The 20,214-nt window shown below is 64.4% G+C and carries 23 protein-coding genes and 1 other RNA gene; 7 read left to right on the forward strand and 17 right to left on the reverse strand.

The genetic code is table 11. From position 1 onward, the window contains the following. The first annotated feature begins 83 nt into the window (after positions 1-83). Positions 84-647: a nuclear transport factor 2 family protein gene (locus LMQ14_RS20660; RefSeq protein ID WP_267731396.1), complete on the forward strand. Its 564-nt coding sequence runs from the start codon at positions 84-86 to the stop codon at positions 645-647. 70 nt (positions 648-717) lie between these two features. Here LMQ14_RS20660 and LMQ14_RS20665 read toward each other — a convergent pair whose 3' ends face one another. Further along, positions 718-1,488, reverse strand: coding sequence for an SDR family NAD(P)-dependent oxidoreductase (locus LMQ14_RS20665; protein ID WP_267731397.1), 771 nt, complete (start codon positions 1,486-1,488; stop codon positions 718-720). 82 nt (positions 1,489-1,570) lie between these two features. On the opposite strand from LMQ14_RS20665, the gene LMQ14_RS20670 reads away from it, so the two are divergent. Beyond that, a complete protein-coding gene (locus LMQ14_RS20670; protein ID WP_267731398.1) occupies positions 1,571-2,761 on the forward strand; it encodes a cytochrome P450 in 1,191 nt (396 codons plus the stop codon). A gap of 143 nt (positions 2,762-2,904) precedes the next feature. On the opposite strand, the gene ssrA is transcribed toward LMQ14_RS20670, so the two are convergent. From ssrA to prfB, 11 genes are all read right to left on the reverse strand, one after another. Continuing rightward, positions 2,905-3,273: a transfer-messenger RNA gene (ssrA, locus tag LMQ14_RS20675) on the reverse strand. A 116-nt stretch (positions 3,274-3,389) separates the two neighbouring features. Continuing rightward, positions 3,390-4,235, reverse strand: a complete 846-nt coding sequence (locus LMQ14_RS20680; RefSeq protein WP_267731399.1) for a maleylpyruvate isomerase family mycothiol-dependent enzyme — start codon at positions 4,233-4,235, stop codon at positions 3,390-3,392. 18 nt (positions 4,236-4,253) lie between these two features. Continuing rightward, entirely contained in the window at positions 4,254-5,291 is a 1,038-nt protein-coding gene (locus LMQ14_RS20685) for a tetratricopeptide repeat protein (protein WP_267731400.1), read from the reverse strand. A gap of 6 nt (positions 5,292-5,297) precedes the next feature. Beyond that, positions 5,298-6,539 carry an ATP-binding protein gene (locus LMQ14_RS20690; protein WP_267731401.1) on the reverse strand — a complete coding sequence of 414 codons (1,242 nt, stop codon included), beginning with the start codon at positions 6,537-6,539 and terminating at the stop codon, positions 5,298-5,300. A 53-nt stretch (positions 6,540-6,592) separates the two neighbouring features. Further along, positions 6,593-7,381 carry an EamA family transporter gene (locus tag LMQ14_RS20695; RefSeq protein ID WP_267731402.1) on the reverse strand — a complete coding sequence of 263 codons (789 nt, stop codon included), beginning with the start codon at positions 7,379-7,381 and terminating at the stop codon, positions 6,593-6,595. 53 nt (positions 7,382-7,434) lie between these two features. Further along, positions 7,435-7,944, reverse strand: a complete 510-nt coding sequence (gene smpB, locus LMQ14_RS20700) for an SsrA-binding protein SmpB (RefSeq protein ID WP_267731403.1) — start codon at positions 7,942-7,944, stop codon at positions 7,435-7,437. Positions 7,945-7,946: 2 nt separating this feature from the next. Continuing rightward, positions 7,947-8,840, reverse strand: a complete 894-nt coding sequence (ftsX, locus tag LMQ14_RS20705; protein ID WP_267731404.1) for a permease-like cell division protein FtsX — start codon at positions 8,838-8,840, stop codon at positions 7,947-7,949. Continuing rightward, a complete protein-coding gene (ftsE, locus tag LMQ14_RS20710; protein ID WP_267735615.1) occupies positions 8,840-9,529 on the reverse strand; it encodes a cell division ATP-binding protein FtsE in 690 nt (229 codons plus the stop codon). Before ftsE ends, ftsX begins: the two co-directional genes overlap by 1 nt. Before the next feature lie 44 nt (positions 9,530-9,573). Then, the gene (locus tag LMQ14_RS20715) at positions 9,574-10,047 is read right to left on the reverse strand and encodes a hypothetical protein (protein WP_267731405.1); all 474 of its coding nucleotides are present in this window, start codon (positions 10,045-10,047) and stop codon (positions 9,574-9,576) included. Beyond that, the gene (locus LMQ14_RS20720; RefSeq protein WP_267731406.1) at positions 10,044-11,030 is read right to left on the reverse strand and encodes a mechanosensitive ion channel family protein; all 987 of its coding nucleotides are present in this window, start codon (positions 11,028-11,030) and stop codon (positions 10,044-10,046) included. The genes LMQ14_RS20715 and LMQ14_RS20720 overlap by 4 nt, the downstream gene beginning before the upstream one ends. Then, entirely contained in the window at positions 11,020-12,126 is a 1,107-nt protein-coding gene (gene prfB / locus LMQ14_RS20725; protein WP_267731407.1) for a peptide chain release factor 2, read from the reverse strand. The genes LMQ14_RS20720 and prfB overlap by 11 nt, the downstream gene beginning before the upstream one ends. A gap of 185 nt (positions 12,127-12,311) precedes the next feature. Between prfB and LMQ14_RS20730 the strand changes: the two genes are divergently transcribed. Further along, positions 12,312-13,673: an FAD-dependent oxidoreductase gene (locus LMQ14_RS20730; protein ID WP_267731408.1), complete on the forward strand. Its 1,362-nt coding sequence runs from the start codon at positions 12,312-12,314 to the stop codon at positions 13,671-13,673. A gap of 30 nt (positions 13,674-13,703) precedes the next feature. On the opposite strand, the gene LMQ14_RS20735 is transcribed toward LMQ14_RS20730, so the two are convergent. Further along, the gene (locus tag LMQ14_RS20735) at positions 13,704-13,907 is read right to left on the reverse strand and encodes a hypothetical protein (protein WP_267731410.1); all 204 of its coding nucleotides are present in this window, start codon (positions 13,905-13,907) and stop codon (positions 13,704-13,706) included. Positions 13,908-13,983: 76 nt separating this feature from the next. Beyond that, entirely contained in the window at positions 13,984-14,313 is a 330-nt protein-coding gene (locus LMQ14_RS20740; protein ID WP_267731412.1) for a hypothetical protein, read from the reverse strand. 114 nt (positions 14,314-14,427) lie between these two features. Between LMQ14_RS20740 and LMQ14_RS20745 the strand changes: the two genes are divergently transcribed. Next, positions 14,428-14,856, forward strand: a complete 429-nt coding sequence (locus tag LMQ14_RS20745) for a pyridoxamine 5'-phosphate oxidase family protein (RefSeq protein WP_267731413.1) — start codon at positions 14,428-14,430, stop codon at positions 14,854-14,856. Between the two features lie 5 nt (positions 14,857-14,861). Here LMQ14_RS20745 and LMQ14_RS20750 read toward each other — a convergent pair whose 3' ends face one another. After that, positions 14,862-15,266 (reverse strand): group III truncated hemoglobin, encoded by a 405-nt coding sequence (locus tag LMQ14_RS20750; protein ID WP_267731415.1) that lies wholly within the window; start codon positions 15,264-15,266, stop codon positions 14,862-14,864. Positions 15,267-15,345: 79 nt separating this feature from the next. Between LMQ14_RS20750 and hisN the strand changes: the two genes are divergently transcribed. The 3 genes from hisN (at position 15,346) to LMQ14_RS20765 (ending at position 18,836) form a co-directional block, all read left to right on the forward strand. Beyond that, positions 15,346-16,128, forward strand: coding sequence for a histidinol-phosphatase (hisN, locus tag LMQ14_RS20755; RefSeq protein ID WP_267731416.1), 783 nt, complete (start codon positions 15,346-15,348; stop codon positions 16,126-16,128). Between the two features lie 77 nt (positions 16,129-16,205). Then, positions 16,206-17,603: an acyl-CoA dehydrogenase family protein gene (locus tag LMQ14_RS20760; protein WP_267731417.1), complete on the forward strand. Its 1,398-nt coding sequence runs from the start codon at positions 16,206-16,208 to the stop codon at positions 17,601-17,603. 24 nt (positions 17,604-17,627) lie between these two features. After that, on the forward strand, positions 17,628-18,836 hold the full coding sequence (locus LMQ14_RS20765) for an acyl-CoA dehydrogenase family protein (RefSeq protein WP_267731420.1): 1,209 nt from the start codon (positions 17,628-17,630) through the stop codon (positions 18,834-18,836). Here LMQ14_RS20765 and LMQ14_RS20770 read toward each other — a convergent pair. Together LMQ14_RS20770 and LMQ14_RS20775 are read right to left on the reverse strand one after the other, a co-directional pair. Further along, positions 18,829-19,356, reverse strand: a complete 528-nt coding sequence (locus LMQ14_RS20770; RefSeq protein ID WP_267731421.1) for an arsinothricin resistance N-acetyltransferase ArsN1 family B — start codon at positions 19,354-19,356, stop codon at positions 18,829-18,831. The two genes, LMQ14_RS20765 and LMQ14_RS20770, sit on opposite strands and share 8 nt — an antisense overlap. Then, on the reverse strand, positions 19,356-20,213 hold the full coding sequence (locus tag LMQ14_RS20775; RefSeq protein WP_267731422.1) for an oxidoreductase: 858 nt from the start codon (positions 20,211-20,213) through the stop codon (positions 19,356-19,358). Before LMQ14_RS20775 ends, LMQ14_RS20770 begins: the two co-directional genes overlap by 1 nt. Position 20,214 lies beyond the last annotated feature (1 nt).

Raw genomic sequence — 20,214 nt, forward strand, 5'->3', positions numbered from 1 at the left:
CATCCGCTGTACACTCGTATAGTCTCACAGTCGTGCGCTGTTGCCGTGCTTAACGGCCGCGGCGCCCGACGACCAGGAGACGCATGACTGCCGACACCGACCTCAGCATTCTGCGGCGCGACGTCCGGTACTTACTTGATCGCACCGCAATTCACGACTGCATCGCACGGCACGCACGGGGTTGCGATCGCCACGACGCGGACCTCATCAGCGCGGCATACCATGAAGACGGCGTCGACGAGCATGGCTTTGCGGTCAACTCGGGACCCGACTACGGAGACTGGGCCAACAAGACTCACGCCGAGACTTCGATCGTGCATACCCACAACATCACCACGCAATCGATCGAGATCGACGGCGACACTGCGCATGCCGAGAGCTACGTTATCGTCGTCCTCATCGGTCCCGATGGTGGCAGCGCGCAATTCATCACGGGCCGCTACTTGGATCGGTTGGAACGTCGAGATGGCGAGTGGCGCATAGTTGTTCGCCGGTCAACTGTAGAGGGAATGTTTCTAGCCGATGCCCGCGTGTTGCATTCGAGATTCTTTAGGGAGAAGGGTTACCTAGTCGGCACCCGCGATCGCCAGGACTTGTCCTACGAACGGCCGCTGACGATCACGAGCCCGGCGCCGGCCCGCTGGTAGATGATGAATGGAGCCGAAGGGAACGAAGCCGCGATCTGCGTGGGTCAGAACGTAGTCGTCATGCTGGTGTTCAAATGCCAGCAGGCCCAGGCGCGCCGTGCATGTACAGCGTTTGACCCGAACAGAAACTCGATGCATCGGACGCGAAGAACAGCACCCCATATCCGATTTCATCTGGCTCGCCCAGGCGCCCCAAGCCATTTGTCATGGCGATCGCCTCGGGGTCGAGCCCATAGCGGGCCGCGTCGTCCGTCAACGTCGCTGCACGTACGGCTCCCACGGCAATCGCATTGACGCGAATACCCTTACGAGCCCAGGCGCCCGCCATCGACCCAGTTAAGTTGTTGACGGCCGCCTTCGCCGCACCGTACGGGGCGGCGTGCGGCATGCCCAACAGGCTCGCTCCAGACGAGATGTTCACGATGGCGCCCTTGCCTTGCTTGATCATCGGCGTGGCCGCGGCGCGGGAGAGATACCAGACGGCACCGAAGTTGAGGGCGAGTGTGCGTTCGAAGTCGTCGTCCGGCCACTTCAATATGGACTTGGTCTCCGCGCCGCCCGCACAATTCACCAGGATGTCAATGCGGCCAAACTCCTGCAGCGTTGCGTCGATAAGTCCCTGACATGCTTCGGCAGTGGTGACGTCGGTGGACACCGCGATTGCTCGCCTCCCAAGAGCTTGCGCCTCTTTGGCGGTCGATTCGAGCGGATCGGGACGACGACCAGCGAGCACGACATCGGCTCCATGCTCGGCGAGCACCAGTGCCGAACCTCGCCCAATTCCAGTGCCACCGCCCGTGATCAGCGCAACCCGACCTTCGAGAGAGAACCGATCGCTCACCTGACCATTCCTCCGTTCGTGTTGACTGTACGATCGTACAGCAGATGCTATATGGTCGTACAGTAGCGGATGAGGAGAGACGTTGAGCGAGCAGCTTTATTACGACCCGTGGGATGTCGAGATTGATCTCGATCCCTATCCGATCTACCGACGACTACGGGACAATGCACCGCTCTATCACAACGAGCGCCATGACTTCTGGGGAGTGAGCCGTTATGCCGATGTCGAGGCGGCCCTTAAAGATACGAATAGGCTTAGCTCAGCCAAAGGCGACATCCTTGAGGTAGTCAAGACCGATCCGGTAATGCCGCCTGGGGTTTTCATCAATGAGGACCCTCCTTTGCACACCATCCATCGTGCGTTGGTATCGCGAGCCTTCATGCCGAAGAAGATGCGGGCACTTGAAGACAAAGTGCGCACGTTCTGTAAAACCTGCCTCGATCCGCTGACCGACAGGCAGAGCTTCGACTTCGTCATCGATCTGGGGCGCGAACTGCCGATGCGCACGATAGGCATGCTCGCCGGCATCCCCGACTCCGAACAACCATCGGTGCGCGCCGAGGCACATCGCGTCCTGCGGAACGAGCCGGGCAAACCCCTGTCGGTGGACAAAGACCACTACTTCGACGGCGACATGTTCACCGAGTACGTCGCCTGGCGCGAGAAGAATCCATCCGACGATCTGATTACAGAGCTACTCAACGTCGAGTTCGAGGACGAGACCGGGAAGACGCGTCGGTTGACCAAACAGGAACTGTTGATATTTCTGACGGTCGTCGCAGGCGCTGGCGTGGAAACCACGGGTCGATTGTTCGGGTGGATGGGCAAAGTGTTGGCCGAGCATCCCGATCAACGCAAGGAACTCGTCAACGATCACTCCCTGATCCCTGTCGCAATCGAAGAACTCCTGCGCTTCGAGCCGCCTGGTCCACATGTCGCCCGGTACGTCGCAACCGAAGATGTGTCGTTCCAAGACCAGACGGTACCGGCCGGCAGCGCACTGCTCATGATGCTGGCCTCCGCCAATCGCGACGACCGCCACTTCGATGATCCCGATCGCTTCGATATCCACCGAAAGCCCGGCGCGCACCTGACCTTCGGCCGCGGAGCCCACTTCTGCGTGGGAGCCCCTCTGGCCCGACTGGAGGGCCGGGTGGCACTGGAAGAGGTACTCAAGCGATTCCCAGAATGGCAGGTCGACCTTGACAACGCCCGCCGCTCGCGCACGTCGACTGTGCGGGGGTGGGACTCTATGCCCGCAATCGTCGGCTGACGCCGGCTAGCTCGTACGACAGAGTCCGGCCATCCTGGTATTGCCCGGGCCGGAGGCGCGCGCACCAACCCGGGACAGCAGGGCCATGAATGTTGATGAAATAAGAAAACTGGCCAGAGCTTGTGGCTCTGACCAGCATCTTCTTGTGGAGCTGCCGGGAATCGAACCCGGGTCCTACGGCATTCCCTCAAGGCTTCTCCGTGCGCAGTTCGCTATGCCTCTACTCGGATCTCCTGATCACGCGAACTAGCCAGGATGACGATCCCAGTCGCTGTTTGATGTCCCCACGGGTCCCGCGACCGAACCCGTGGGTGGGTCCCTCTAGCTGATGCCAGGGTCCGGGCCGAGGGCGCTCCCGGTCTGACAGACACGCAATCGCTTAGGCAGCGAGAGCGTAGTCGCGCTGATGAGAATCGGCGCTTATAAGGTTGCAACGACGCTTACGGTGGTCTCTTGCCTGCACCGGCACGCTTCCCTTGATTCGATGCGCGAAGTCGAAACCGTTCAGCCCCTTGTCTTGTGTTTTCGCGCTCTATCTTTTTGCACCCACCGCTTTTCGGCAGGACACTCCATTGTACGGCCCTACCAACCAGCGGCAACGGAATTATCTTCCCGTGCCAGGCTGCGGTCAGATCACGAAGTTCAGCCGCTCGACGATCCGTGCCGCGACGTCCCTGTCACCAGCGAGTTCGACGTCTTGCGGGCGCGCGGGGCACATCGGGCGCCCGCCGGCGAGCCGGGTGAACTGCAGCGCGTCCACCCGCACGGTGGCGGTCGGCTCCTGCTCGCCGAAATCAGCCACCACCTGGGCGCGCCCGTCGACAGTGACGCGGATGCTGCGCGCCAGCGGACCGGTCAGGTCGAAATGGATGCGGGAACCGTCGGGCGCTTTGGCGAGTTTGCCGACGACGAAGCCCAGGGTGGCAGCGACCTCATCCAGCGATAGCCGCGACGCCGCCCCGGCCAGCTCCGCATCCGAGGACGGCCGCTGAATCGCCAGGCGGATGTCTTGCTCGTGCATCCAGCAGTCGAAGACCCGGATCCGCATGAACCGTCCATAACTCTCCGGCCCCGCGGGCGTGATCGTCTCGGTGTTCCAGGTTTCCTCGGACATGTCCTGCAGGACCTTGCGGCGACCTTCGGTCACCACGCGGAATTGCTCGAGAACACTGCCACTGGATTGGGTGCCGAGGTGGCGGACCCAGCACTCGTTCATCGCCCCGATGTCGTTGCGCACATGGTCGAGCGCCTTGACGTCGATGTCGGGTTCGGGCGCGGCGATGCCCGCGAGGAACGATTCGGTGCCGATGATGTGCGACACCACGCCTTGCACGTCCCAGCCCGGCAGCGGCGTCGCCGCCCGCCACTGCGCCTCGGGCAACCCCGCGAGCAGCGCATCGATGGAGTCCCACACCGCGAACAGACCGTTCAGCACGTCGGACTTGTCGAGAATGGTGACAACACGCGTGGCCATGGTCGGATGCTAGGCCGATTAACGACCGAACGTTAGCCCCACTCGCGTCAGAATCAGGCCCGCGATCGTCAACATGACCGCTACCGCGGTCGCCCAGGTCAATCCACCGAAGGCGGTAACCCAGGCCCCGAGGCCGATCACGAGCAACGCATGGACCAGGCGGGCAACGACAAAGCCCCGCTCCCGTAAGACCGACACGAGCACTGGGCGGGGTATGGCGTACAGGAGCCGACCAAGAATGACGATCAGCGCCGCGGTGAGCACTCCGGTAGCCACCCGAAGCGTCACCGTGGAATGACCGTCGTCGTGGCTGAACCCGACGAATTGGATCAGCACCGCCAACACGGTGGCAACGACCGTCAACCGGCGCAACATCTTCGCGAGCACCGCGCCGATATTCCTGCGGACGAGGTCGCCCAGTGCCGGATCGCTGCCCGCGGCACCGAGAAACCCGCGCAGGGCGTGGCCGAACTTGCCGCGCTGCAAGCGATTGACCGCCATATTGTTCAGCGCCGCGGCATGGCTTGCATCCAGCGCCAACGCCTGCCGGTACGACTCGGTCGATTCCCCGATGCGGCCCAGATCATGCAGGATCGAGCCCCGCAGCACGAGCCCGTCGGGACTCGCGGGGTCAAGCCGCAACGCCTCGTCGACGACCACCAGCGCCGAATGCAATTGGCGGGACTTTTGCAGCAGTCGAGCGTAAACCCGGTGTTGCAGAGGCTCATTCGGATGAGTTTTCACTCCCTGCCAAGCCATCCACAGCGCGTCAACGTAGCGGCCGAGGCCATCGAGCGACAACGCGTAGATCCGCATGGCCAATTCGTGCTGCGGTGCGACAGCCAATGCGGCGTATGCGCTGCGCGAGGCGCCGTCATAGTTTTCGAGCAGGTATTCAGCGCGCGCATGTTGAGCTAATAGGCCGGGATCGTCGGGGTGCTGCGACAGCGAACGCCGCAGAACATCCCGACCGCGTTCATAATTTTCGGTGTCGAAGTACGCCTCGGCAATGTGAATGGCTTGGTCGGCTTGGTCGACACCGGGCTCCGATGTCATCGACGGTTACCTAATTTTCCTGCGCCGCAAGTATTTTGCCAGATCGTCGTAGGTCCCGTCGTTGTTGGCGAATTCGACGATGTTGCGCGCGACCTCGAACCACGGCCCGGTGCTGGGTCGGATCTGTGCGGCCGCTTCGTCCACGTCGGCCATCGTCACCGGGCGAACCTGTCCGCTGCGCATCGACGCCGACATTGCCAATTGCGTTGCGCTGTCGCATATATGCGCAAGATCGGCACCCGAAAAGCCATCGGTACGCTTCGCGATCGATTTCAAATCGATGCCCGCGACCGGCCGATCTTTCAGGTGCGAGCGCAGAATCCCGGTCCTGGCCTCGGCGTCGGGCAATCCCACGAAGATCATCCGGTCGAACCGGCCGGGCCGCCGCAGCGCCGGGTCGACGTCCCAGGGCGCATTCGTGGCACCGAGCACGTACACCCCGTCGTTGATCGACGTGGCCGAGTCCATCTCTTCCAGCAAGGTGTTGACGACGGGGCGCATCCCGGAGCTGCCACTCAACGCCGAGCGCCGATGACCTAAGGCATCCAGTTCGTCGAAGAACAGCACGCAAGGCGCGTTGCGGCGCGCGCTGTCGAAAACCGAACGGATGCTGCGTTCGCTCTCCCCGAACCAATGGTGCAGAACGTCGGCGATCCCCACCTGATAGAAGTTCGCCCCGAGTTCACCGGAAATAGCTTTGGCGATATAGGTTTTGCCGCAGCCGGGCGGCCCGTAGAGCAACAGGCCACCGCGTGCCGAGACCTTGTATGCCTTCATCAACTCGGGATTGCGGATCGGGCCGAGCAGTGAAAGTTCAATCTGCCGTTTGACATCGGTCATGCCCGCGACATCATCGAGCCGCACTCCACTGCGCTCCAGGACGTCGAAGTCGCCTTCGTTGACGACATCGGCGGGCGCCTCGACGAAAGCCGGCTCGATGATGTCGGCGACTTGCCGCTCGGCGCTAGACCAATCGAACTGGGCATCGCCGGCAGATCGCCCCGTCACGGGTGCCCCCTCGGCTGCCGACTGCGCAGGCGCCGCAAGCGCCGTGCTGCAGCGCTGTACCAGGCTCAGCGCGTTGGCGTTGCCGGCGTCCTGACTCAGCGCCGCGCTGCAATGGCCCAGCGCCTCCGCGTAGCGCCCCCGGTCCGCCAGCAAACCGGCCAGATGCAACCGCAACTCGACCACATCGGGGCTGCGTTCCACGGCAGCGGCCAGCTCCCGAATTACCGGGTCTTCACCCAACGTTTTCTCCCGACCTAGTCCCGCCGGGACCATAGTAGGTCGCGCGAGCGAAGTTAGTTGGCGGCGATCATGGCCACAGATCCCATGGCCATCACCATGCCTATCCCCTGCCAGCGAGAGACTCGCTCACGCAACACCATCATCGCCAGCACGACGGTGGCTGCCGGATACAGCGAAATCATGATGCTGGCCAACGACAGCAGCCATGACTGCAGCGCTATCAACTGGGTCACCAGGGCACAGATGTCCAGCAAGGCAATGGCCAGCGCCAGCTTCATCGACTGGCCCCGCGGCAGCCGCAGATTACGTCTCGAGGCGGCCAGCACGGTGATCACCACAGTGGCAGACAGCCGAGCGAACATCAGCGGCCAAAGCTTGGAGTCGTGCGGCGACTGGTGCAAGAACACCAAGTCCAGCCCGAACGCACACCCGGCCAAAATCGTGAGCCAGGCCACTTTCGGCGTGAAACGGAACTGCGTCTTGCCTTCGACCGTGGCCTCACGACTGACCAGCATCACCGCGACGATGGCCAGCACGACCCCCGCCGATGCCGCCGGGCCGGGCCTCTCCCCTAAGGCGACGCCGACCGCCACGGGTACGGCGGCGTTGAGCACGCCCGCCAACGGCGCGACCACCGAGATCGGGCCGGAGCCGAGTGCGGCGTAGAACGCCCACATGCCGAACGCCTGACCGACGCCGTACAGGCAGCCCCAGAAGATCGCACCGGAATGAATCGGCCCGCCCACCGCGAGGGCCAGCAGGCCCAGCAACACCGCCTCGACCGGGTACGCGGCGAGCATCACGCGCAGCGCCGCGACCCGCCGAGCCGCTACGCCGCCCATAAAATCGCTGACCCCGTACGAGACGGCGGACAGCTGCGCGTAAGCGGCTCCGATCAGTTCATACCCTTTGCTCGGCGACCCAGTTCACGTAGTACTTCACGCTGGGCGTCACGGCGCGCCATGTCCTGACGCTTGTCATGTGCTTGCTTGCCTCGCGCTAATGCGAGTTCGACCTTGACCTTGCCCTCGGAGAAGTACAGCGAGAGCGGCACTAGGGTGAGGTTACCATCGCGGATTTTTCCGATGAGCGTGTCGATCTGTCGCCTATGTAACAACAACTTTCGATTGCGACGAGGATCATGGTTCGTCCAGCTACCGTGTTCGTACTCGGGAATGTGCAAGTTACGCAACCACACTTCGCCATCATCGACGGTTGCGAACGCATCGGCGAGCGAGGCTTGTCCTAGCCGCAGACTCTTCACCTCGGTGCCGACTAAAGCCACTCCGGCCTCGAAGGACTCCAGGATCGAGTAGTTGTGCCGCGCTTTGCGATTGGAGGCCACAATCTTTTTGCCGGCCGGCTTGCCGCCGTTCGCCTTGGCCCCACTGGACTTTTCGGCCACAGCTAACGCCGTACGTACAGGCGCAGCGTCGCGTAAGCCGTCAGTCCGGCCATCGACACGCCGAGCCCCAACAGAATCGGAGAGATGTAAAGGATGTCGGCGTAGTCAACGCGCGCAATCAGATTGGCTTGGTAGAACTGGTTTAACGCGTTGTCCAGGAACAATGCGCGCACCACCAGCAATCCGCCAACCGCGATCCCCACGCCGAGGGCCGCGGCGAGCATCGCCTCTACCAGGAACGGCAGTTGGGTGTACCAGCGACTGGCCCCCACCAGTCGCATGATCCCGATTTCGGTGCGCCGCGTATACGCCGCAACCTGAACCATGTTCGCAATCAACAGGATCGCACCGACAGCCTGCACCAATGCAACGGCGAACGCGACATTGCTCAAGCCGTCCAGGACCGCGAACAGCCGGTCGATCAGGTCTTTCTGATTGAGCACCGAAAGCACCCCGGGCTGGCCCTGCATCGCGAGGTCAAAGTCCTTGTGCTGCTCGGGATTGTTCAACTTGACGATGAACGACGCGGGAAATGAATCCTTGCCCGCAACGTCCTTGTACTGCGGGAACTTTCGGATGGCGTCGTCGTAGGCGTCCTGACGATTAAGGAAGCGAACCGATTTGACGTCATCGCGGCCCTCGATCTTCGTCCGCAACGCCTTACACGGATTAGTGCTGCACGCCGGATCATTGGCGGAGACGTCTTCGGTGAGGAACACCTGCGTCTCGACGCGGTCGAGGTAGATGGCGCGCGAGTGCTCGGCCAACCGAACCACCAGTAGACCGCCGCCGAACAGGCCGACCGAAATCGCGGTCGTCAGGATCATCGCGACCGTCATCGTCACATTGCGACGAAGACCGGTCAGGACCTCGTTGAATAGGAAGCCGAAGCGCACTAGCGGTCCATCCCGTAGACGCCACGCTGCTCGTCGCGAACCAGCCGGCCCAGCGACAACTCCACCACGCGCTGGCGCATCGAGTCCACGATGTGGTGGTCGTGCGTCGCCATCAGCACCGTCGTCCCGGTGCGGTTGATCCGCTCCAGCAGGTCCATGATGTCGTTGCTGGTGTCGGGGTCGAGGTTGCCGGTCGGTTCGTCGGCCAGCAGCACCAACGGCCGGTTGACGAACGCGCGCGCAATGGCCACCCGCTGCTGCTCACCACCCGACAGCTCGGTCGGCAACCGATTGGCCTTGCCGGACAGCCCAACCGTCTCGAGCACATCGGGCACGACCCGGTTGATCTGATCGGCGCGCTTACCGATGACTTCCAGCGCGAAGGCGACGTTTTCATACACCGTCTTTTGTTGTAGCAGACGAAAGTCCTGGAAAACGCAGCCAATCACCTGACGCAGCTTGGGCACATGTCGCCCGGGCAGCTTGTTGACGTGGAACTTCGAGACCCGCACGTCTCCGGTGGTCGGCGTCTCCGCGGCCAGCAGCAGCCGCATGAACGTCGATTTGCCCGACCCCGACGGCCCGATCAGGAAGACGAATTCACCCTTGTCGATTTTGACGTTGACGTCGTCCAACGCCGGACGCGCCGACGCTTTGTACTTCTTGCTGACATGGTCAAGGGTGATCATCACGGCACGCCAGTGTAGCGGTGAATTTCGCTGAACCGCGAAGATCAGCGCGCCGGTGGAGCCGTTGTGGGCGACGGCCCCGGCCCCGGCATCGGTTGCTGTGGGGGTGGTGCAGTGGGACTCGAGCTGGGCGGACAGAACGGCGGCGGCAGCAGGCAGGGCAGCTGGAACGGTGGCGGTGAGGTGGTCGTCGGGGGCGGCGGCACCAGGGTGGTCGGCGTGGGCGGCTCGGTGCTCGTCGGAGTCGGGGCGAACGTCTTGCTGGGTGCCGGCATCTCCACCCTGGTACGCGGTACCCAGGTGTAGTTCGGGTCCGGCACGAAACCCGGCGGCACTACCTGCGGAGCGGGTGGCTTGGGAGCCGGCTCCGGGCGGTTGGCGTCATAGACCCACCAGACGGCGAGAAAGGCGAGGATCAACGCCACCGTCGAGGTGCGCATCCGGCCACCGAACATGTAGCGCGGCCAGCGGCGGTCCTCGTCGCGGTGCTTCTCGAGGACGTTGAGGGTCAGCTTCACGGTTTCACCGACCCGTGCGCGACCTCGTGTGCTGCCTCTGCGGCCTGCGCGGCGGGGACGCCGGGGTCGTCCTCGACGACGCTCACCGTCGCCTCGGCGGTCGTGACGATGCCCGCGCGGCCGAGTGCCCGCATGACCAACACCCGCAACTGACGGCCCGCCTCGAACTGTTTGCCGGGCAGCGTGCGGGCCACCATGCGCAGCGTGACGGTGTCGACCTCGATGCTTTCCAGGCCCATCAGCGTCGGCGCGTCCAGCAGCAGTTCACCGAGGAGCGGGTTGTCCAGTGCGCGGTCGCACACCTCGTGCAAGACCTCGTTGACCCGGTTGAGGTCGGCACTGGTCGAAACGGGGATGTCCACCACCGCGCGCGCCCAGTCCTTGGACAGGTTGACCGTTTTGACGATCTGACCATTGGGGATGGTGAACAATTCGCCGTCCGACGAGCGCAGCCGGGTCACCCGCAGCGTCACATTCTCGACGGTGCCGCGCGCTGGGGCGTTGATGCCGCTGACCGTCAACTCGACCAGGTCACCGAAACCGTATTGCTTTTCCACGATGACGAAGAACCCCGAGAGCAGGTCCTTGACCAGTTGCTGGGCGCCGAAACCCAGCGCCGCACCCACCACGGTGGCGGGCGCTATCAGCCCACCCATCGAGAATTGCAGCACGTCGGCGACCTCAACGACGCCCCAGATCGCGATGATCACGATCGAGACCCACTGGATCACCGAGGCCACGGCCTGGCGGTGCTTGGTCGCCTCCGAGCGCACCAGCGCATCGCTTTCGGCGAAGCCGACGTCGAGCTGCCGGGTGACCTCCTGGGCGACCCAAGTGACGAAACGGACCGCCAGGATCGCACCGATAAAGACCATGACGATGTGCAGACCCTGGTCAAGGATCCAGCCACCGATGTGGCCGTGCCAAAAGTTGTGCCACGGCTGCGTCATCGCGGTAGCAAGAAGAGTTGTATTAGTCGTCATCTTTTCGGTTGCGCCACCGGATCCCCGCTTCCAGGAACCCGTCGATGTCCCCGTCCAAGACGGCCGCGGGATTGCCGACTTCGTACTCGGTCCGCAGATCCTTGACCATCTGATACGGGTGTAATACGTAGGAGCGCATCTGGTTACCCCAGGAGCTGCCGCCGTCGCCTTTCAGCGCGTCCAGCTCAGCACGTTCTTCTAAACGCTTGCGCTCCAACAACTTTGCTTGAAGAACTCGCATCGCCGCAACTTTGTTCTGCAATTGCGACTTTTCGTTCTGACAGGTGACCACGATACCGGTCGGGATGTGCGTGAGTCGAACCGCCGAGTCCGTGGTGTTCACCGATTGACCGCCGGGACCGCTGGAACGGTACACGTCAACGCGCAGATCGCCTTCCGGAATATCGATGTGATCGGTGGTCTCCACCACCGGCAGCACCTCGACTTCAGCGAACGACGTCTGACGCCGACTTTGGTTGTCGAACGGGCTGATCCGGACCAGCCGATGGGTGCCCTGTTCCACCGACAACGTGCCGTAGGCAAACGGCGCGTGCACGGCGAAGGTGGCGCTCTTGATCCCGGCTTCTTCGGCGTAGGAGGTGTCGAACACCTCGACGCCGTACTTGTGTTGCTCGGCCCACCGGATGTACATCCGCATCAACATCTCGGCCCAGTCCGCGGCGTCCACCCCGCCGGCGCCGGAGCGGATGGTGAGCAGCGCCTCGCGCTCGTCGTACTCGCCCGACAGCAGGGTGCGCACCTCGGCGGCTTCAATGTCGGCACGCAAGGCCTTCAGCTCGGTGTCCGCCTCGGCCAGCTCGTCGGCGCCGCCCTCCTCGGCGGCCAGCTCGTAGAGCACCGGCAGGTCGTCGACCCGCTGCCGCAACTGCTCGATGCGGCGCAGCTCACCCTGGGTGTGCGATAACTCGCTGGTCACCCGCTGCGCGTTGGCCTGGTCGTCCCACAGTTTGGGATCGGATGCCTCCTGCTCGAGCTTCTCGATGCGGCTGCGCAGACCGTCGACATCGAGCACCCTCTCCACCGTGGTCAGGGCGGAGTCGAGAGCGGCGATATCGGCTTGACGGTCGGGTTCCACAGCCGACCACGTTACCGGCGCGCTGGTCCGCCGCGAATGCTCAGGTCACGACGCGCAACACATCGACCACCTGCCGGGGTCCACCGTCTAGCATCGAATCACCATCTATGTGCGCCCGCGACTGCGACGCCCAGCCCGTTCTCAGCCCCTCGCGTCGCAGCCGGGCATGAACAGAAGGCTTGGGTATGCGTCGATTCCATGTCGCCATCGTCGGCTCCGGACCGTCGGGGTTCTTCGCCGCAGCATCTTTGCTGAAGGCCGCCGATAGCTCCGATGAGATCGACGTCGCGGTCGACATGCTCGAGATGTTGCCGACGCCGTGGGGGTTGGTGCGCTCCGGCGTCGCGCCCGATCACCCCAAGATCAAGTCGATCAGCAAGCAGTTCGAAAAGACTGCCGGTGATCCGCGCTTCCGCTTCTTCGGCAACGTGGTGGTGGGCGAACACATCGAGGCCGCCGAACTCGCCGAGCAGTACGACGCCGTGATCTACGCGGTCGGGGCGCAGTCCGATCGTTCTCTCAACATCCCCGGTGAGGAGCTGCCCGGCAGTGTCGCCGCCGTCGATTTCGTCGGCTGGTACAACGCACACCCGAACTTCGAGCAGATCTCCCCCGATCTGTCGGGCGCCCGGGCCGTGGTCATCGGCAACGGCAATGTCGCCCTCGACGTCGCACGAATTCTGATCACCGCCCCCGACGCGCTGGCGACCACCGATATCGCCGATCACGCGCTGGAATCGCTGCGCCCCTGCGGTGTGGAAGAAGTGGTGGTCGTCGGCCGGCGCGGACCGCTGCAAACCGCGTTCACCACGCTGGAGTTGCGCGAGCTCGCCGACCTCGAAGGCGTCGACGTCATCGTCGATCCCGCGCAGCTCGACGGCATCAGCGACGAGGATGCCGAGGCCGCGGGCAAAACCACGAAGCAGAACATCAAGGTGTTACGCGACTACGCCAACCGCGAACCCCGCCCCGGGCACCGCCGCATGGTGTTCCGGTTCATGACCTCGCCGATCGAGATCAAGGGTGACGAGCGGGTGGAGGGAATCGTGCTCGGCCGCAACGAGTTGGTCGCCGACGAGAGCGGGCGCGTAGCGGCGAAGGACACCGGTGAACGCGAGGAGCTCCCGGCGCAATTGGTCGTGCGCTCGGTCGGTTATCGCGGCGTGCCCACCCCGGGTCTGCCGTTCGACGACAAGAGCGCAACCATCCCCAACACCGACGGCCGGGTCGACGGCCGCCGCAACGAATACGTGGTCGGCTGGATCAAGCGAGGGCCGACCGGCGTCATCGGCACCAATAAAAAGGACTCCCAGGACACCGTCGACACTCTGATCGACGATCTGACCGGTGCTGACGGAGCGTCCGAATTCCCGGACGACCACGCCGGCAAACTGGCCGACTGGCTGGCCTCGCGCCAGCCGAAGCTGGTCACCTCGGCGCACTGGGACATCATCGATCGCCACGAGCGTGCGGCCGGCGAGCCGCACGGGCGTCCGCGCGTCAAACTGCCGAGCCTGGAGAAGCTGCTAGGGATCAGCCACGGCTGATCGCGCAATAGCGTTGGGGCTGAGCTCGATTCAGCGCCTGAGGACAACGAGGCCCGCGCCGGCGAGCAATGCGACGATGGCTGCGGCGATAGCCCACCCGGCGCCGGCAAGCCACCAGATGACGCCCAGCACCGCGAGCGCGGGCGACACCGCGAAGAGCACCAGGACCGGGTGCTGCCGGATCACTTCAAGTGCACTTCTCGCCCGGATCGGGTCGATGTCTTTGCCCGCCATGGCTAAAGAATGCCATCTCAGAAGCACAATGCAAGAAGATCCTGCGGCGACCTGGCACCACAAGCGATTTCGCCAACTAGCCCGCGGGGGCCTCGGGCGGGGCGAATTTCCAGTTGTCGGGATTCTTCGAGGAATACACCACCTGATGCAGCTCGCCCATGCTCGGCCATTGGTCGACGTCGACCGCCATCCGCCAGTAGACGGGGAACTCGTTGACGGTGGGTCCATTGATGACCCCTGCGATGGTCACGAATTGCTCGCCAGCGACGTCGGGCCGCGGGCTCACGCCGGTCACCAACAACGTGCCATCGAGGAGCTCACCGCGCGGGCCGCGCGGGATGAACCGCTGGGCAACAAATCCCCCCAGCACCGCGACGAGCAGAAGCAGCAGACCGAATTCCCACACGCCGCCATCGTAGGACGCCCGACGCGACGTTCGGCGGAGTTGACCTAGGACCCTACTGTCGCATTCTGATTCGCCGTAGCGTCGACTTCGAACTGCCGAGGAAAGGTGAGGTCGATGACGGATGAACCCGCGGTCGTCTTGTCGGAAGACGAGAGTTGGCGCAGGTTGGGCGGCGTCGCCCTGGGCCGACTGGTGACCAGTTTCGCCGGTGAGCCCGAGATCTTTCCGGTGAACTATGCGGTGCAAGACCGAACGGTGCTGTTTCGCACGGCCGAGGGCACCAAATTGTTTTCCGCCGTGGGGCACAACGTTGTGGTGTTCGAGGCCGACGACCACGACGTCGCCGAAGGCTGGAGTGTGATCGTCAGGGGCCGCGCCCGGGTGCTGCGCACCGCCACGGAGATCGAGGAAGCCGAACGCGCCCAGCTGATGCCGTGGACCGCAACAGTCAAGAAGCATTACGTCCGGGTGACCCCGACCGACATCACCGGGCGCCACTTCACCTTCGGCCCGGAACCCGACCTGAACGCAAGCTTCGCCTGATCCGGTCAGCTCGCGAGCAGCGCGTCGAGTTCCTGTGCGTCAACGCCGGTCAGCCGACGGTGCATCGCCCACGCGATCCTGGCGGCCTGCAGTTTGGCCCGCTCGGCCGCCGGCCCTCGATACATCTCGTCGACGGTGTCGCGCCAGACGGTCAACCAACGCACGAAATGCTTGCCGGACAATGGAGTTCGCTGGTGAATGACGCGGTGAGCGGTGAGTGCGCTGCCGCGGTAGCGCCCCGCGCGAAACAGCACGGTCTCCCAGAAATCGCACATGGTTGGGATGTGCGCGTCCAATCCCTCGGACCGCAGCTCGGCGAACGGCTCGATCAGTACCTCGTCGATCAGCACCCGGGCGTAGAAGCGGCGCAACAGGGCCTCGACGTCGGCGCGGTCGACAAGATCCTGCATCGTTACATCATGGCGTTGCAAGGATTAGCGGCGTGAGGGCCAAAAGTCTCTTCGTGCCCGCCGTGGTAGGACTGCTGGCATGAGTCAGGACGATCTAGCGTTGGCGATGACGCTTGCCGACCGGGCCGACATCCTGACTCGCGACCGGTTCGGCGCGCTGGACCTGCGCGTCGACACCAAGCCGGACCTGACCCCGGTCACCGACGCCGACCGCGCGGTCGAAACCGAGGTACGCAAGGTGCTGGGGCGCGAGCGGCCCGACGACAGCGTCGTCGGCGAGGAATTCGGCGGGAGCACCACGTTCACCGGCCGGCAATGGATCATCGACCCGATCGACGGCACCAAGAATTTCGTGCGCGGGGTTCCGGTGTGGGCCAGCTTGATCGCATTGCTCGACGACGGCGTCCCAGTGGTCGGAGTCGTGAGTGCTCCGGCGCTGCACCGCCGATGGTGGGCGTCCCGCGGCCACGGCGCCTTCGTCTCCGCCGAGGGTGCGCTGCCGCGGCGTCTGTCGGTTTCCTCAGTGGCACAACTAGATTCGGCGAGTCTGTCGTTTTCCAGCCTGTCGGGCTGGGCCGACCGCGGCCTGCGGGACCGCTTCATCGAGCTGACCGACGCCGTATGGCGGGTGCGCGCGTATGGCGACTTCTTCTCGTATTGCCTACTTGCCGAGGGGGCCGTCGATATCGCGGCCGAACCGGAAGTCTCGGTGTGGGATCTGGCCGCGCTCGACATCCTGGTGCGCGAGGCGGGTGGAACGTTCACCGGGCTGGACGGCGTCGCGGGCCCACACCGCGGCGACGCTGTGGCGACAAACGGCCTGCTACACGAGCGCGTGCTACGCGACCTGGGTGTGAACTAGCTAACAAGCGCGCTTTATCTTACTCCGGAGTAAGATAGTCTCCTGACTGCATCGCCCCAACGACAGAGGCTGCTGAAATGACGGACACCGTTTCCGGCTCAAACACCTCCCGCCCGCGCGGAAAACGGCGCGGCCGCAAAACCGGCGTCGGGATGCAACCGCACAGACGCACCGGGATCGACATCACCCTGGCGCTGCTAACCCCGCTCGTCGGCCAGGAATTTCTGGACAAATACCAGCTGCGCGACCCGCTGAATCGGGGTCTGCGCTACGGCACCAAGACGGTCTTCTCCACCGCCGGCGCCGCCTCCCGGCAGTTCAAACGGGTCCAGAACCTCCGCAGTGGACCCACCCGGCTGAAGTCCAGCGGCAAGGACTTCTACGACCTGAGGCCCGACGACGAACAGAAGATGATCGTCGAGACCCTCGAGGACTTCGCCGAAGAGGTGCTGCGGCCCGCGGCGCACGACGCGGACGAGGCGGCCAGCTACCCGCCCGACCTGATCGCGAAGGCCGCCGAACTCGGCATCACCGCGATCAACATCCCCGAGGACTTCGAGGGCATCGCCGCACACCGCTCGAGCGTGACCAACGTGCTGGTGGCCGAGGCGCTGGCCTACGGCGACATGGGTTTGGCGCTGCCCATCCTGGCGCCGGGCGGCGTGGCATCCGCGCTGACCCACTGGGGCAGCGCCGACCAGCAGTCCACCTATCTGCCCGAGTTCGCCGGCGAGAATGTCCCGCAGGCCTGTGTGGCCATCGCCGAACCGCAGCCGCTGTTCGACCCGACCCGGCTAAAGACCACCGCGGTGCGCACGCCGAGTGGATACCGGCTCGACGGTGTGAAGTCGTTGGTCCCGGCCGCGGCCGACGCCGAATTGTTCGTCGTCGGAGCGCAACTCAACGGCAAACCGGCGCTGTTCATCGTCGAGTCGGGCGCCAAAGGCCTTACCGTCAAAGCAGATCCGAGCATGGGCATCCGTGCCGCGGCCCTGGGCCGGCTCGAGCTTTCCGGGGTGTCGGTGCCGCTGAATGCCCGGCTGGGCGAAGACGAAGCCACCGATGAGGACTACTCCGAAGCGATCGCGCTGTCCCGGCTGGGCTGGGCGGCGCTGGCCGTCGGCACCTCGCACGCGGTCCTCGACTACGTCATTCCGTATGTAAAGGAACGCGAGGCATTCGGCGAGCCTGTCGCCCGCCGCCAGGCCGTCGCGTTCATGTGCGCCAACATCGCGATCGAGTTGGACGGGCTGCGGCTGATCACCTGGCGCGGCGCCGCGCGTGCCGAACAAGGCCTCCCGTTCATCCGCGAAGCGGCCCTGGCCAAGCGGCTCGGCGCCGACAAGGGCATGCAAATCGGCCTGGACGGCGTGCAACTGCTCGGCGGCCATGGCTACACGAAAGAACACCCCGTCGAACGCTGGTACCGCGACCTGCGGGCCATCGGCGTCGCCGAGGGCGTCGTCGTTATCTAGCTCCGCACTAGCGAAAGATCAATCATGGCAATCAATCTGGAACTGCCCCGCAAGATGCAAGCGGTGATCGACAAGGCGCACCAGGCCGGCGCGGAAATCATGCGACCGATCGCGCGCAAGTATGACCTCAAAGAGCACGCCTACCCGGTCGAGCTCGACACACTGGCCAGCCTGTTCTCCGGGGCCGCCGAATCCAACGCGATGGGACTCGCGGGAGCCGAGGCGTTCCGTAGCAGCGAAAGCAAGGAAGAAAACCGCAACGGCGCCAACATGGCGGCGGTGCTGCAGACGCTGGAGGCTTGCTGGGGCGACGCGGCGATGATGCTGTCGATTCCCTATCAGGGCCTGGGCAACGCGGCGATCAGCGGCGTGGCCACCGACGAGCAGCTGAACCGGCTGGGCCGGGTCTGGGCCGCGATGGCCATCACCGAACCGAGCTTCGGGTCCGACTCGGCGGCCGTGTCCACGACCGCCAAGCTGGACGGCGACGAGTACGTGATCAACGGCGAAAAGATCTTCGTCACAGCAGGTTCGCGGGCCACGCACATCGTGGTGTGGGCGACGCTGGACAAGTCGTTGGGCCGCCCGGCAATCAAGTCTTTCATCGTGCCGCGCGAACATCCCGGTGTCAGCGTCGAGCGACTGGAGAACAAGCTTGGCATCAAGGGCTCCGACACCGCGGTGATCCGGTTCGACAACGCGCGGATCCCCAAGGACAACCTGCTGGGCAATCCCGAAATTGAATCGGGCAAAGGGTTTTCGGGCGTCATGGAGACCTTCGACAACACCCGGCCGGTCGTCGCCGGCATGGCCATCGGAATCGCCCGGGCCGCCTTGGAGGAGCTGCGCAAGATCCTGACCGCAGCCGGAGTGGAAATCGACTACGACCGGCCCGCGCACGCCCAAAGCGCCGCCGCGGCCGAATTCCTGCGGATGGAGGCCGACTGGGAATCGGCCTACCAGCTGACCCTGCGTGCGGCCTGGCAGGCCGACAACAAGATCCCCAACTCCAAAGAAGCGTCGATGGCCAAGGCCAAGGCAGGGCGGGTGGGCACCGACATCACCCTCAAAGCAGTCGAATTAGCCGGCACGGCCGGCTATTCGGAGCAAACGCTGTTGGAGAAGTGGGCACGCGATTCGAAGATCATGGACATCTTCGAAGGCACCCAGCAGATTCAGCAACTCGTGGTCGCCCGCCGCCTGCTGGGCCTCTCGTCCGCCGAACTCAAGTAGCGATCGGACGCGGAGGGCCGGCCTCGTCGCGCCCGAGCAGATCGAGCTGCCACCACGCAACGTCGTGCCAGGCGCCCAGTTTCCACCCCACCCGCCGGTAGTGACCGGCCGGGGCAAAACCGAACGCCGCATGCAACGCGTTGCTGGCCTCATTGGGTTGCGCGATACCGGCGAACGCTTGCCGAAAACCGCGCTCTGCCAACCGATGTAGCAATTCGGCGTAGAGCATCCTGCCGCCACCGGCGCGTCGCGCATCCTGGGCGAGATAGACCGTCGTCTCGACGGCCCACCGATACGCGGCACGCGGATTGAACTGTTGCGCATAGGCATACCCGAGGATTTTCCCGTCCGCCTCGAGCACCAGCCAGTCGTGCAGCGCCAGCGCCCTCGCGATGCGGTCCGCCATCTCCCCTGCCGTCGGCGCGTCGGTCTCGAACGAGATCGCGGTGTCCAGCACGTAGGGCCGGTAGATGTCGGCACACGCCGCGGCGTCGGCCGCGGACGCGCGTCGAACGCGCATCAGGCGGCGACTGCGTTCAGCTGCTCGCGGGTGTCGTCGTCGAGCTCGATCGAAGCGACGTCGAGGTTCTCCTCGAGATGCCCCAGCGAGGAGGTACCCGGAATCAGCAGCACGTTGGGCGCCACGCTCAGCGTCCATGCCAACGCGACCTGCGCGGGCGTGCGCCCGAGTCGCTCGGCGGCATCGCGTACCTGCTCGTGACTGAGCACCGGGTTCGGCTGCATGAATGCCGCGCCCAACGGGAAGAACGGAACGAAGGCGATTCCGCGCCTGGTGCACTCCTCTAGCACCGCCGCCGAGTCCCGGTGGATGAGGTTGAAAGCGTTTTGCACACAAGCGATCTCGGTGCGGTCCAGGGCATGCAGCAGGTGTTCGCGGTTGATGTTGCTGAGCCCGATGCCGCCGATCAATCCCTCGTCACGGGCGTCGATCATGACCGAGAGCTGGTCGTCGAACAGCTGGTCGGGGCCGTCGCTTTCGAACAGTCGCAGATTGACCGCGGCCAATTGGTCGACGCCGAGCGTGCGCAAGTTGGTTTCGATGTCTCGGCGCAGTTCCGCCGGCTCCTCGACCGGCAGCCAGGCGCCGGCATCGTCGCGCCGCCCGCCGACCTTGCTCACCAAAGCCAGGTTGTCCGGGTAGGGGTGCAGTGCCTCGCGGATGAGTTCGTTGGCGACGTCGGGACCGTAGATCTGGGCGGTGTCGATGTGGTTGACGCCGCGTTCGACGGCCCTGCGCAGCACCGCCAGCGCCTCGTCGCGATCGCGCGGCGGCCCCATCACACCGGGGCCGGGCAGTTGCATCGCCCCAAACCCGACACGGGCTACCGAAAAGCGACCAAGCGGAAACTGATCCATA

Origin of the sequence: Mycobacterium sp. Aquia_213, assembly GCF_026625985.1 — a bacterium.
In the GTDB taxonomy this organism is placed as follows: domain Bacteria; phylum Actinomycetota; class Actinomycetes; order Mycobacteriales; family Mycobacteriaceae; genus Mycobacterium.